Origin of the sequence: Ottowia sp., assembly GCF_047601385.1 — a bacterium.
Lineage (GTDB): Bacteria > Pseudomonadota > Gammaproteobacteria > Burkholderiales > Burkholderiaceae_C > Ottowia.
The window spans coordinates 3,876,912-3,889,383 of record NZ_JASGJP010000001.1; the positions used below are offsets into that span (position 1 = coordinate 3,876,912).

Below are 12,472 nucleotides of genomic sequence, written 5' to 3' on the forward strand. Positions count from 1 at the left end.
GTGACCGGCCCTACACTCGGGCCCGTGAATCTCGACCAGTTCAACATCCCCCGCTACCTGGCCACGCTGCCGCTCTTCTCGCACATGAACCCGGCCGAGCTGCAGCGGCTGGCCGCCGGCTGCCAGTTGCGGCGCTTCGAGCGCGGCAAGCTGGTGTTCCGCCAGGGCGAGCCGTGCGAGGAGTTCCACGTGGTGGTGGTGGGGCAGATCAAGCTGTTCGTGCTCTCGCCCACCGGCACCGAGAAGGTCATCGAACTCTGCGGCCCCGGCCACAGCTTCGCCGAGGCGGTGATGTTCATGGGCATGCCCTACGTCGTCTCGGCGCAGACGCTGTCGGACACGCTGCTGATGACCATCGACAAGCGCGTGGTGCTGGCCGAGATCGCCGCCAACCCCAGCTTCTCGCTGCGCATGCTGGCCGGCCTGTCGCGGCGGCTGCACGGGCTGATCAAGGACGTGGAGGCCTACGCGCTGCACAGCGGCGTGCAGCGCGTCATCGGCTACCTGCTGGGCGACCGGCTGAACGAGAGCGAGATCGCCTCCGAGACGATCACCGTCACGCTGCCCGTCAGCAAGGCCGCCATCGCCTCGCGCCTGTCGCTCACGCCCGAGTACTTCTCGCGCGTGCTGAACGAGCTGGAGACCGCCGGGCTGATCCAGGTGGACAAGCGCGACATCCGCATCGCCGATACGGCGCGGCTGGCCAACTACCAGCCGAGGTAGGGCAGGGCCTGTGCCACCCGCCCAGACACTCCCCGTGCTGTACGGCGCCGCGGCGTCCGGCTCCGTGGCCGTGGAAGCCGCGTTGACGCTGCTGAACATGCCGTTCGACCTGGTCGAGGGGCAGACCTGGACCAGCGACGCGGCGCGCGAGCGCGTGGCCGGGCACAACGCGCTGCGCCAGGTGCCCACGCTGGTGCTGCCGGGCGGCGAGGTGCTGACCGAGACCGGCGCCATCCTGCTCCACCTGGCCGACGCGCATCCGCGGGCCCGGCTGTCGCCGGCGCCGGGCGACGCCGCGCGCGGGCAGTTCCTGCGCTGGATGTTCTTCGTCTCCTCCGCCATCTACGCGCTGCACTGGATCGGGCCCGACGTCGGCCGCATCGGCGCACCCGCAGGCGCCAGAGACGCCGTGATCGACGCCGTGCACAAGCGCATCGCTTTCTGCTGGCGCACCATGGATGCCCAGTTGAATCCGCGCCGCTTCCTGCTGGGCGACGAGCTGACCGTGCTCGATCTCTACGTGGCCGTGGTCTCCCGCTTCCGCCCGTGGCGCGCGCGGTTCCACGCCGAGGCGCCGCGCATGACGCCGGCGATCCGGCGCGTGGACGAGGAGCCGCGGCTGCGGGCGCTGTGGGAGAGGCGCTTTCCCGGCGGCTGACCTGTTTGTAAACAAATCGGCCTCCAGCGCCCGCCAGACAAGCGCGGGCAGCTATCAAAAACATAGGGTTCCTTCGACTCGGACATAGACAGGCGCCTCGTCACCCCTGCGCAGGCGGGGATCCAGGAGCTTCGGCGCAGCGCGGCGCTGGATCCCCGGCTGCGCGGGGATGACGGAGTAGAAGCCGCCGCGCGCCTGCGCAGGCGGCTATCAAAAGCCTAGTGCGGCGCGCCTTCCGACCGCGGTGATATAGCGTTCAGCCGCCTCCGGAGAACGCCTGCTCCGGCGTTGCGGCAAGCAACGCATTCAATCGCTCCAGTGCTTGGGCGGCGATGCAGCCTTGTTCCTCGATGCTGGCGATGATCTGCATCGGTGTACGTTCATCGGCCGTCGTCACGGCGTTCGGGTTCACGGCCTTCAGGTCGAACACTGCCGCGTCGATAGCGGCGGCCTCGGCTTCCAGATCGCGTGCGTTTTTTTCCTGTTGACGGATGGCGGTTTCCGTCTCGGCAACTTCAGTGCTGGCGGCCTTGGCCTTCTTCAGTTGCTTGAGTTTTTCCTTCAGATCCACCAGGTTGGCTTTGATGCCTGCGGCCTTGTCCCGTAGCGGCTGCATGGATTCACGTGCCTTGGCGCGGCGCGCGGCGAAGTCTACCGTCCATGAATAGCGGCTGTCGCTGCGCGCGGCGAGCAGCCTGGCGTAGCTGGGGAATGGCTGTCCAGCGTTGGCTTCGTCCGATTTCCATTCGTCCAGCAGCACGGCGGGCAAGGCAGCGTCGTCCAGCGCCGCACCGTCTTTGCCGAAGCCGAAATGCGCCAGCGTCAACGGCGTCTTCTTGCCGACCTTGACCCATGACAAGTCGTAGTACCAGGTACGCCCGGTCTTTCGCCCCTTGGTGAAGAACAGCAGATTGGTCTTGACCCCCGCGCCGGCCGTGGAGAACACACCGCCCGGCAGGCTGACGACGGCCCACAGATCGCACTCGTCCAGCAGCTTGCGCTTGGTCTCGACGAAGGCGCCCTCGTTGGTGCGGAACAGCAGGCCCTCGTCCAGCACGATGGCGCAGGTGCCGCCCGGCGCCAACTCGGCCAGAATGCCCTGCACGAACAGCACCTGCGTGGTGCTGGTCTCGAAGGCAAAGTTCTTCTGCGCGTCGCGGCCCTCCTTGCCGCCGAAGGGCGGGTTGGTCAGGATCACGTCGAACTGCGCAGGCGCGTGGTCGAACAGCGCAGCATAGGCGGCGCGCCGCGTCAGCGAATTGCCATGCCACAGGTTGGGCTGGTCGATGCCATGCAGCACCAGGTTCGCCAGCGCGATGGGGAACACCAGGTTCTCCTTTTCGCGCCCGAAGAAGGTGTCGTGCTTGAGGCGTTCGATGCCGATGCTGGCCGCCGTGCCGCCCAGCTTGCGCGCGATGTGCTCGTAGGCCACGGCGAGAAAGCCGCCCGTGCCGCAGCAGGGGTCATAGACCGTCTGGCCCAGCGATGGATTCACGGTGTGCACCATCGCGCGGATGACCTCGCGCGGGGTGAAGAACTGGCCGCCGTCCGAGTTCTTCTCGCCCATCTTCAGCAGCAAGTCTTCGTACACCTGCGAGAGCGTGAAGAAGTGCGTGTCGTCGATGTGGTCGATGCTGATCTCGTGCACGCGGTCGAGGATGTCGCGCAGATTGGCCTCGTCGTCCACGCGCACGCGCTCCACCGCCGTCATGATGCGGCCGATGATGCGCTGCTTGCGGCTGGCCGCCGGGTTGGGCAGGCCGGTGCGCCGGTCAACGTCCAGGCCGTGCAGGTGCGGCAGCAAATCCTTGTTGATGAAGTCGAACAATTTGCCGTCGCCGGCGGCAAACAACTCCTGTCGCTTCCAGCCCTGCGGCGCGGCCCAGTCCTGCCAGCGGTACGGCGGGCGCAACGCGGGCGAAAAATCCGCGCCCAGCACGTCGGCCTGCTCCGCGTCGCGCGTTTCCTGCGCATCGAGGATGCGCAGGAACAGAATCCACGTCAGCTCCGGCACGTACTGCAAGGCGCTGGCGCAATTGGAGCGCCGCATCACGTCGCACACCCCCTTGACGAAGGCGGACAGCGATTGCGTGCTGGCGATGGCCCTGGGTGCTTTGGCGGTTGGGTTTCTCTTCGGGCGCGGCATGGTTCAGCCGCTCGACCCGGTGTGCGCATGCAATTGCGACGCCGGAATCCGCACCAGTTTGCCGTCCTGCACCAGCACGATGGCGGTGTTGGTCTGCACGGCGAGCCTGCGCGCTTCTTCCGCCGCGCGCTGCATGGCGGCCAGCGAGGCGCGCAGATCCGGGTTCGTGGCTTTGGAGAGTTCCTGTTGCGTCATCGGTTCTCGCCCCATTCAAGCATTGCGGGTTCGGCCCCGGTATTGTCGTACACGGCCCAGTCGTCCACCGCTGCCCGGTAGTGTTGCAGGAAGTTCTTCCAGCCAGAAGCGAAGCGACGGCGGATGACGGTTTGCGGAATGTCGTGCCCGCCCTGGCGCACGCGCTCGGCCACGCGGGCGATGGCGGTTTCGGCGTCGGGCAATCGCAGGAAGAACAGGCTGACACGGTAGCCCTGCGCACGCCACCGCGCGATATGCCGAAGATAGCCCAGCCCCGCCAGCGTGGTCTCGAACGCGAAACTCTCGCCACGGCGGGCGCAGGTGTCGATTTCTTCCAGCATCAGGCGCGCGGCCTTGATGGCGGCCGTTTCCGGCGCGAAGGGTGCCAGCCCGGCGGCGATCAGGTCGGCATTGATGAAGCGCGGCAGGCGTGCCTCCGCGGGCAGAAAGGAGCGCGCAAAGGTGGTTTTGCCCGCGCCGTTGGGGCCAGCGATGATGATGATTTTCTTGTCCGTCACGACGGGGCTTTGGCTTTGCCAAACGCTTGCGCCAGCAGCGTTTGCGGCAGGTATTCGATTTCGGCCAGTTGCAGGGCTGTGGCTTGGGTGATGGTGCCGGCTTCGGCCAGATGGGTTTTCAGGCGCCCAATGATGCGTTGTTGCTCCGTCTTTTCGGGGGCGGGGATTTTCAGCGCATTGAGCAAAGCACCGTTCAGATTGGCCTGATTGCCGCCTCTGTCATCTGACAGGCTGCGCAAATTCTGATAGTTGGCGATGAGCCAGTGATGCAGAAACTCCGGCTCCCAGGTGTCGTTTGGCAGGATGGCGAAGCAGGCTTGGTTGATGGTTGCCGCCATCTCAAGAATGGCAGATTGGCCGCGCGTCTTGCCCTGGCCGTACATCGCTATCAGCACAGTCTTGGGGGGCAGCATGGGCAAGGAGCATTCCCTCATGGCAACTCCTGAAATGGACTCTTCTGTTTTAGTGATGGGCGTGAAAGAAACTTCACCCGTTTTGACCCACGGAATTTCCATAGGCTCCCAATACCGCTTGTTGCTGCGCGATGGAGTCGCGCCGCTGGTTGTGGTGGCGTAGTCGCCCAGTTTCAAGTATTGCCATTTTCTATGGTTCGGGGGGGGGGTGATCGTTATTGGCAATGGTTCGGGTGCAGCGCGCCCGAATGCCTCACGGTAAATCGCTGCACGCAGGGCTTCAACCTCGCTTAACTGCGTTTGCAGCGCGGCGCGTGCAGTTTCTGCTTCAGCCAGCTGGGCTTTCAGGCGTGCAGCGATTTCGCGTTGCTCATCAAGCGGTGGCGTCAACAACGGGAACGCGCCAAGTACACCTTGATTGATGGAGGCAATCCCGGTGGTCTTTTTTGCGTGGGCTAGAAAGTACGACTTCCCGTAGGCGGAGCCAACTTGGTACGAAACAAATTCCATGTCATATCTGTCGCTTGGCAGACGGACCCGAAAGATATGATTCTGATGGATGCATATAGGTAATTGATTTCGCCAGCAGGCACCTCGTCCCAATTTGTCTAAATCGCCCCCTTCAGTGAGTAGTAAATCCCCATCACGCAGCCTCAATTTTTCGATCTCGCGTGCAGTTGCGGCAACTGTCTTCACGTCGGAGAGGTCCAGCAGGCCATCTTTGACGTTAGCAACACGCATGTACGGAACTTCGATCAATTCCGCGTCTTTGGTTTTTCGGCCAAGCGTGATTCCGGCGACTATCTCGGCGACATCACGCAAGGCGAAGACTGGCCACTGGCTCATACCCCAAACAACCTCATCTTCGCCTCCTGCATCACCTGCACCGGCGCTCCCAGCACGCGCAGCGCATCCAGTCCGCCTGCCTGCCGGATTTCCGGCACGTCCCACAGCGCGGGCGTCTCCAGCGCTTCGGTGCCGCCCTGCGCGAACTGCGTGCCCAGCCCCTTGAGCACGATGGCGGACGCGTTTTCCATGCCCTCGAACCAGGCCGCGTTGGCCTGAACGTAGTGCGCGCCGCGCTCCGGGCGTTTCAGCGCGCGGGCGCGGTAGCCGTGGTGGCCGAAGAAGTCATACAGGTCGAAGTCGCTCATCCGGTCGATTTCGCGGATGACCTCGGGGCTGAAGTTGTCGCCCAGCAGGTGGTCGATCAACCGGCGGCGCTTCTTCGCCTCGATCCACAGCGCGCGGAAGTCGTCGAGGTTGTGCGCTTCGCGCAGCACGCGGCGGATGACTTCGCGCCGGTATTCGTCCACGGGAATCCGCGTTTCGCGACCATCGCGGCTACCGAGAATGAATCGCCCATCCGGGTTGATGAGGACGCGCTGGCCGCCGATCACCGGCACGGTGTGACCGTCGTCGCCTTCGCTTTCATCGCCGCCTTCACCCGTATCGCCACCGCCGCCGCCGCTGCCGGAGCGCGGCGGGTTGGTGATGAATTCCGCGCCGAACAGGTCGGTGACGCCGGTGTAGTCGTACAGCCAGAACTTGTATTTCTGCGTTTCCTCGTGGATGCGCGTGCCGCGTCCGACCATCTGGTAGAACTTGATGGCTGATTGCAGGTAGCGGAAGAACACCACGGCGTTCAGGCGCTCGATGTCCACGCCCGCTTCCAGCAAGTCCACGGTGCAGGCGATGAAGGCGCGCTCGCCGCTGCCGCGCATGGTCTCGATCTTGTCTGCGCCGCCTGCCGCAGTGCATTTGAAGGCGTAGTCGTCCTTGCGCGGCCGGCCGTTCTGTTTGCACCAGGCGGCGTAGAGGTTGTTCATCTGCATCGCCACGCGGTCGGCGTGCAGGTCGCGGGTGCAGAAGATGATGGCTTTCTGTTCTGGGCCGCCGTTTTCGCACAACTGGCGGAACAGGTCTTCGCACATTCTGGGTGTACGCAGGTCGATGAACAGTTCATCGTCGAAGTCCTTGCCGGTGTATTCGGCCTTGGTCAGGTCATCTTCGGTGAGCGGCTTGCCGGTTTTGATGTCGCGCACGCCCGCCTTGAGGATCTCCTCGCGGGTGAAGACGCGGGCATCGATGTCAGCCTTGCGCTTGACGATCTCGCAGGCGGCCAGGTAGCCGTCTTCCTGCGCCTGGGCCAGGGTGTATTCATAGACCGGTTCGCCGAAGTAGCGGACGTTGTGCGCGGTGATGGCGTCGTCCTCGGCAATGGCGGCTTCGACTTCTTTCGATGGCTTGGCGCGCCGGGCTTCCTTCAACTTGCGCGGCGTGGCCGTGAGGCCGATGTGGATGGCGTTGGGGTTGCGCGTGAGTACCTGCGACCACCGGCCCCAGGCTGAGCGGTGGCATTCGTCGATGACGATGACGCTGAAGGCGTCCTCGCCGTAGTGATCGGTGAGAAAACTGCCGTCGCCGTGCTCGTCGATACCCAGCGTCTGGTAGGTGGCGATGTGGATGCGGGCGTTGGCGGCCGCGTTCTGCCCGCGCACGGTTTCCACGATACGGGCATTGCCGCCGAATGCAGCCTTGAGCTTGCTGTACGCCTGTTCGCGCAGCTCGTCGCGGTCGCACAGGAACAAGGCGGGCTTGGGCAGCAGGCCCGCTTGCCCCATGCGCCACAGCAGGTTGGTGGCAATGATTGTCTTGCCTGCGCCGGTGGCCAGCGTCAGCAGCACGCGCGGGGCGTTCCCGGCTTGCCGTTCGAGAACGATCTTCTCGAAGGCGGCGCGGATGGCGGCGTCCTGGTAGTAGCGGCTCTGCGACCACGCCGGGCTGTCGGCCTGGAACAGCAGCGCGGCATCGGGCGATGCGAGGTCGATGCCTTTGTCCCGGGCGTAGCGGGCGCACAGCTCGGGGTGCGGTGGAAAGTCTTCCAGCGGGTGCGGGCCGGTCTGGATACCGCTGGGCTTGTCGTAGTCGCCGTACAAGTGGCCGTTGCTGGCAAAAACGTACTGCACGTCGAAGCGCTTGCAATCGGCGTAGCTCTTGGCTTGCTCCATGCCCTTGAGCGGGTCGTCGCTTTCCCTCTTGGCCTCTAGCACGGCGACCGGCAGCGGCTTCGGCATGCCGCCCACCTGCACGCACAGCAGGTAATCCGTGCGGCCCGCGCCCTTGCGGCGGCGGCCTTTCGGCCCCGTGGGTTCCACCGGCGCAGGCGTTTCCAGCCGGATGCGCTGCGAGTCGTCGTAACCCTTGCGGCGCAACACCGGGTCGATGAGGTGGAAGCGCGTTTCCTCTTCGTTGAATGCCACCACGCCTCCTCAGTCTTTGTCCTTGTGTTGGTCGGTGCCGCCTGCGCGAACCCACTCATCGACTTCGGTTGCTTTGAACTTCCACAGCCGCCCGGAAAGGTGCAAATCTAGCAGGTCGCTGCCGCAGTGGTCTCAGGATACTTGGCCTCCACGCCGAGGCGCCGCGCATGACGCCGGCGATCCGGCGCGTGGACGAGGAGCCGCGGCTGCGGGCGCTGTGGGGGAGGCGCTTTCCCGGCGGCTGACCTGTTTGTAAACAAATCGGCTTCCAGCGCCCGCCAGACAAGCGCGGGCAGCTATTAAAAACCTAGTGCGACGTGCCTTCCGACCGCGTGATCTTGTTGAACACGTTGTACTTGCCCACGGGCTTCTTCATGGGCAGGCGTTTGACTTCCTTGAACGTGGCGGCGTCGTAGACGATCAGCGCGCCGTCGTCCTCCCACAGGCTGGCCAGGGCGTAGCGGCCGTCCCTGGTGAACTCGATGTGCGCCAGCGTCTTGCCGGGCGGCCCTTTCACGCTGGCGACGGGTTCGAGCGTGCGCTTGTCGATGATGGTCAGCACGTTCTTCGCCTCCGGGCTCATCATCGAATCGGTCCAGGCGTAGGGGGTGGCCTCGTGGCTGCGCATGAAGAAGCCGGGGCCGGGCGTGGCGATGTCCTTCACCAGCTTCCAGGTGGTCATGTCGATCACGCTGATCACGCCGTCCTTCAGGTTGGGGCTGGCGAGCACGCGCGTGCCGTTCCAGTCGAAGGTGATGCCCGAGCCCAGGTGCGGCATGCCGGCGATGGGCAGCGTGGCGACCTTGCGGCGCACGTCCAGGTTCACCACCTGGCCGCTGGGCGAGCCGTCGGCGTGCGGGCGCGCGGCGCCCAGCGCGTAGGCGTAGTCGGGGCTGAAGAAGAAGTCGTCCAGCGGCTCCTCCAGCGGCGTGCGGCGCACGCCCTGGAAGCCGGGCTTGGCGATGGCCTCGCCCATCTTGTAGTCGTGCACCAGGCCGTCGTGGATGGGCGGCGCCTGGGGGTCGTAGCTGATCTCCCACAGCTCGGGGATGTCCTTCAGCGCGACGACGAAGCTCTTGCGCGGCTCGGCATCGTACACGGCGGAGACGCGCGAGCTCTGCGCGCCGTCCAGCGTGCGGGCGGGGGTGGTGCGCACGGGTTGCAGGTCGGCGTCGAACAGCACCACGGTGTGCGGCAGGTAGTTGGCCGCCATCACCCAGCGGCCGTCGCCGCTGACGGCGATGTTGCGCATGTTGATGCCGGCGCGCACCTCGGCCACCACCTTCAGGTTCCACAAGTCGACCTTGGTGATCCAGCCGTCGCGCGAGCCGAAGAACACGTAGCGTCCGTCGGGCGTGAACTTGGGGCCGCCGTGCAGCGCGAAGCGGCTGGGAAAGCGGTGGATGACCTCGAAGCGGTCACCGTCGAGCAGCGAGATGTGGTGGTCGCCCCCCTCGACGACGACGAACAGGTTCATCGGGTCGGCGCGCCATTGCGGCTTGTCGGGCCAGCCCTTCCAGCCCGGCGTTTCCACGCGGCTGGCGGCGATGTCGGCGTCGCTCCAAGTCGGGGCGGGCGTCACCGGGGTGTAGATCCACTCGGCCAGGGCGGCGATCTCGTCGTCCTTCAGCGTGCCGGCGAAGGGCGTCATCTGCGTGGCGGCGCGGCCGTCGCGGATCACCTTCAGGGCGTCGGGCTTCTTCAGCCGCGACAGGCTCTCGGGCAGCAGCGCGGGGCCCATGCCGCCCAGGCGCTGTTCGCCGTGGCAGGCGGCGCAGTGCTGCTGGTAGAGCGCCGCGGCGGGCAGCGTGCCGGCCGCCGCGGCCGCGCCGAGCGCCAGGCACAGCGCGCCAACCCCTGTCTTGATTGCTTCAATAAACATAGCTGCTGGCGCTTGTCTGGCGGGCGCTGGAGGCCGATTTCATTCAATAACCCAGCGGCGTCAGCTCGATCACGCGGCGGCGGCTGGTGAACGCGGTGGTCTCCACGCGCGGCGCGGCGGTATCGAGGCCGATCTCCTCGTCGGTCAGGTAGCAGCCCGGGTCTTCGGCCCAGGCGTCGCCCGTCACCTGCTGGGCGCGCACGCGCGTGTTGCCGCCGCAGATGGCGAAATGCTGGCAGGCGCCGCAGCGGCCATGCACGGGGCGGGGCTTGGCCTTGAGGCCCGCCATCAGCGGGTCGCTGGTGTCCTGCCAGATGGCGGAGAACGGCCGCGCCTTGACGTTGCCCAGCGTGTGGTGCCACCACATGGTGTCGGGGTGCACGTCGCCCACGTTGTCGATGTTGGCCACGTTCACGCCGCTGGAGTTGCCGCCCCAGGCCACCAGCCGCTGGCGCACGTCCTCCGTCCAGCGCGGCAGGCGCTGCCGCACCCATTGCAGCAGGTACACGCCGTCGGCGTCGTTGTTGCCGGTGACGTACTCGTGCGCGTTGCCGGCCAAGGCGTCGGCCCAGGCGGTGTCGTACAGCAGGTCCAGCGCCTGGCGGGTGGCGGCGTGGCGCGCGTCCTTGCCGCGGTGGATGTTGCCGCGCCCGGCGTAGTTGAGGTGGCTGAAGTAGAACTTGTCCACGCCCTCGGCCAGCATCAGCGCCAGCAGGTTCGGCAGGTCGCGCGCGTTCAGGTCGGTCATGGTGAAGCGCAGGCCCACCTTGGTGCCGAGCTTGTGCAAGTGGCGCACCGCGCCCAGCGACAGGTCGAACGCGCCTTGCAGCCGGCGGAACTTGTCGTGCGTGGCGCCGATGCCGTCCAGGCTGATGCCCACGTAGTCGAAGCCGGTGGCGTGGATGCGCTCGGCCAGCGGCTGGTCGATCAGCGTGCCGTTGGTGGAGAGGCCGACGTAGAACTGCATCGCCTTGGCGCGCTCGGCGACTTCGAAGATGTCCGGCCGCAGCAGCGGCTCGCCGCCGGAGAGGATGAGCGCCGGCACCTTGAAAGCCTTGAGGTCGTCCATCACGTCGAACACCTGCGCCGTGCTCAGCTCGCCGGGGTAGTCGTGGTCGGCGCTGAAGGCGTAGCAGTGCTTGCAGGTGAGGTTGCAGCGGCGGATCAGGTTCCAGATCACCACCGGCCCGGGCGGGCCGCCGCGCCGCGCTGGCGCGGGGTAGTGGCCGGTCGCTTCCGCGCGGGCCAGCTCGTGCATGAATTGGGAGATGCGGAACATGGGCGGCTTTTCTGATGAAGTCCTGCCCATGCTAGGCAGCGCTGACTGCTGCGCCCATGATGTGCGTCAATTCCAGGGCGTGCTACGCTGGCCCCGACCAGATGAAAACCCTGCTCATCGTCTACCACTCGTTCACCGGCGGCACCCGTCAGATGGCCGAGGCCGCCGCCAGCGCCGCGCGCGGGCAGGAGGGTGTGGCCGTGCGCCTGCTGCGCGCGCAGGACGCCGGCCCGGAAAACGTACTGGCCGCCGACGGCTATCTGTTCGCCGCGCCCGAGAACCTGGCCGCCATCGCCGGGCTGATGAAGGACTTCTTCGACCGCTGCTACTACCCCGTGCTGGAGCGCGTCAACGGCCGCCCCTACGCCGTGATGGTGTGCGCCGGCAGCGACGGCAGCAACGCCCTGCGCCAGATCGAGCGCATCGCCACCGGCTGGCGGCTGAAGGCCGTCGCGCCCGGCCTCATCGTCTGCACGCATGCGCAGACGCCGGAGCGCATCCTGGCGCCGAAGGTCATCGGCGCCGAAGACCTGGCGCGCTGCGCGGAACTGGGCGAAGGGTTGGCGGCGGGGCTGGGCGCGGGCGTGTTCTGACGCATGCAGCCGGCATCGATCAGGCTGGACACCGGCGATGCGGTGAGGTTCTTTGTCTGCACGCTGGCCCTGTCGGTGCCGTTCTGGCTGCTGGACCTGACGCGCATCGAGCTGCTTCCCCGGCTTCCCCTCAGCGCGCTGGGCGTGCTCGCCCCCATGCTCGCGGCGCTGGCCGTCGTCGCCCGCCGATCCGCCGGCTTGCGGCTTGCAGACGCGCTTCGCTTCCTGCTCGGCCCATCGCGCGCGGGCTGGCTGGGCCTGCTGGCCGTCGCGGTGCCTGTGGCATGCGGACTGCTGGCCTACGGGATCGCGAGCGTCGTCGATCCGGATCTTCCGGCACCTCGCTGGAGCCTCTCGCTGGTGCTTCTTCTACTGGTCTTCTACCTCGGCGCCCTGGCCGAGGAACTGGGCTGGACCGGCCTGGCCAACAGGGCGCTGGCCCGCCGCTGGACGCCGCTGGCCGCCGGCCTGCTCATCGGATCGTTCTGGGCGGCCTGGCATTGGTTGCCGCTGATCGGCGTGGGGCGGGGCTGGGCCTGGGTGGCCGCCTGGAGCCTTGACACCGTGTTCCGGCGGATCATCATGTGCCGGCTGTTCGCGCTCGGGCTGCGCTCGGTGCCCTGGATGGCGGCCTTTCACGCCATGTCGAACCTGGCCTGGCAAGCCTTTCCCGTGAACGGCTCCCACTGGAATCCCCTGCATTCCTGCATGGCGACCGGGGGCATGGCGGTGCTTTTCCTGTTGATGCCCTGCGCGAAGCACAGTCCGCGCGGGAGGGGTTGAACCGCAACGATCGAGCAGC

The 12,472-nt window shown here is 66.4% G+C and carries 11 protein-coding genes; 4 read left to right on the forward strand and 7 right to left on the reverse strand.

All coding sequences use genetic code 11. From position 1 onward, the window contains the following. Positions 1-24: 24 nt before the first annotated feature. Together QM772_RS18730 and QM772_RS18735 are read left to right on the forward strand one after the other, a co-directional pair. The gene (locus tag QM772_RS18730; RefSeq protein WP_415139202.1) at positions 25-723 is read left to right on the forward strand and encodes a Crp/Fnr family transcriptional regulator; all 699 of its coding nucleotides are present in this window, start codon (positions 25-27) and stop codon (positions 721-723) included. 34 nt (positions 724-757) lie between these two features. Beyond that, positions 758-1,381 carry a glutathione S-transferase family protein gene (locus QM772_RS18735; protein WP_415139204.1) on the forward strand — a complete coding sequence of 208 codons (624 nt, stop codon included), beginning with the start codon at positions 758-760 and terminating at the stop codon, positions 1,379-1,381. 256 nt (positions 1,382-1,637) lie between these two features. On the opposite strand, the gene QM772_RS18740 is transcribed toward QM772_RS18735, so the two are convergent. The 7 genes from QM772_RS18740 to nirJ form a co-directional block, all read right to left on the reverse strand. Continuing rightward, positions 1,638-3,527, reverse strand: coding sequence for an N-6 DNA methylase (locus QM772_RS18740; protein ID WP_415139206.1), 1,890 nt, complete (start codon positions 3,525-3,527; stop codon positions 1,638-1,640). Positions 3,528-3,530: 3 nt separating this feature from the next. After that, on the reverse strand, positions 3,531-3,722 hold the full coding sequence (locus QM772_RS18745) for a hypothetical protein (protein ID WP_415139208.1): 192 nt from the start codon (positions 3,720-3,722) through the stop codon (positions 3,531-3,533). Then, positions 3,719-4,240: a zeta toxin family protein gene (locus QM772_RS18750; protein ID WP_415139210.1), complete on the reverse strand. Its 522-nt coding sequence runs from the start codon at positions 4,238-4,240 to the stop codon at positions 3,719-3,721. The genes QM772_RS18745 and QM772_RS18750 overlap by 4 nt, the downstream gene beginning before the upstream one ends. Continuing rightward, the gene (locus QM772_RS18755) at positions 4,237-5,499 is read right to left on the reverse strand and encodes a restriction endonuclease subunit S (RefSeq protein ID WP_415139212.1); all 1,263 of its coding nucleotides are present in this window, start codon (positions 5,497-5,499) and stop codon (positions 4,237-4,239) included. The genes QM772_RS18750 and QM772_RS18755 overlap by 4 nt, the downstream gene beginning before the upstream one ends. Continuing rightward, positions 5,496-7,916 carry a DEAD/DEAH box helicase family protein gene (locus tag QM772_RS18760; RefSeq protein WP_415139214.1) on the reverse strand — a complete coding sequence of 807 codons (2,421 nt, stop codon included), beginning with the start codon at positions 7,914-7,916 and terminating at the stop codon, positions 5,496-5,498. The genes QM772_RS18755 and QM772_RS18760 overlap by 4 nt, the downstream gene beginning before the upstream one ends. A 307-nt stretch (positions 7,917-8,223) precedes the next feature. Next, positions 8,224-9,798, reverse strand: a complete 1,575-nt coding sequence (locus QM772_RS18765; RefSeq protein WP_415139216.1) for a cytochrome D1 domain-containing protein — start codon at positions 9,796-9,798, stop codon at positions 8,224-8,226. 43 nt (positions 9,799-9,841) lie between these two features. Then, positions 9,842-11,077, reverse strand: a complete 1,236-nt coding sequence (gene nirJ / locus QM772_RS18770) for a heme d1 biosynthesis radical SAM protein NirJ (RefSeq protein ID WP_415139218.1) — start codon at positions 11,075-11,077, stop codon at positions 9,842-9,844. 101 nt (positions 11,078-11,178) lie between these two features. On the opposite strand from nirJ, the gene QM772_RS18775 reads away from it, so the two are divergent. After that, on the forward strand, positions 11,179-11,670 hold the full coding sequence (locus QM772_RS18775) for a flavodoxin family protein (protein ID WP_415139220.1): 492 nt from the start codon (positions 11,179-11,181) through the stop codon (positions 11,668-11,670). A 3-nt stretch (positions 11,671-11,673) separates the two neighbouring features. Further along, positions 11,674-12,453, forward strand: a complete 780-nt coding sequence (locus QM772_RS18780; protein ID WP_415139222.1) for a type II CAAX prenyl endopeptidase Rce1 family protein — start codon at positions 11,674-11,676, stop codon at positions 12,451-12,453. Positions 12,454-12,472: the final 19 nt, after the last annotated feature.

Excerpts from the sequence above, each read along its gene's own strand:
- QM772_RS18740 (WP_415139206.1), bottom strand. The coding sequence starts at position 3,527 with ATGCCGCGCCCGAAGAGAAACCCAACCGCCAAAGCACCCAGGGCCATC.
- QM772_RS18745 (WP_415139208.1), bottom strand. The coding sequence starts at position 3,722 with ATGACGCAACAGGAACTCTCCAAAGCCACGAACCCGGATCTGCGCGCC.
- QM772_RS18755 (WP_415139212.1), bottom strand. The coding sequence starts at position 5,499 with ATGAGCCAGTGGCCAGTCTTCGCCTTGCGTGATGTCGCCGAGATAGTC.
- QM772_RS18765 (WP_415139216.1), bottom strand. The coding sequence starts at position 9,798 with ATGTTTATTGAAGCAATCAAGACAGGGGTTGGCGCGCTGTGCCTGGCG.
- nirJ (WP_415139218.1), bottom strand. The coding sequence starts at position 11,077 with ATGTTCCGCATCTCCCAATTCATGCACGAGCTGGCCCGCGCGGAAGCG.
- QM772_RS18775 (WP_415139220.1), top strand. The coding sequence starts at position 11,179 with ATGAAAACCCTGCTCATCGTCTACCACTCGTTCACCGGCGGCACCCGT.
- QM772_RS18780 (WP_415139222.1), top strand. The coding sequence starts at position 11,674 with ATGCAGCCGGCATCGATCAGGCTGGACACCGGCGATGCGGTGAGGTTC.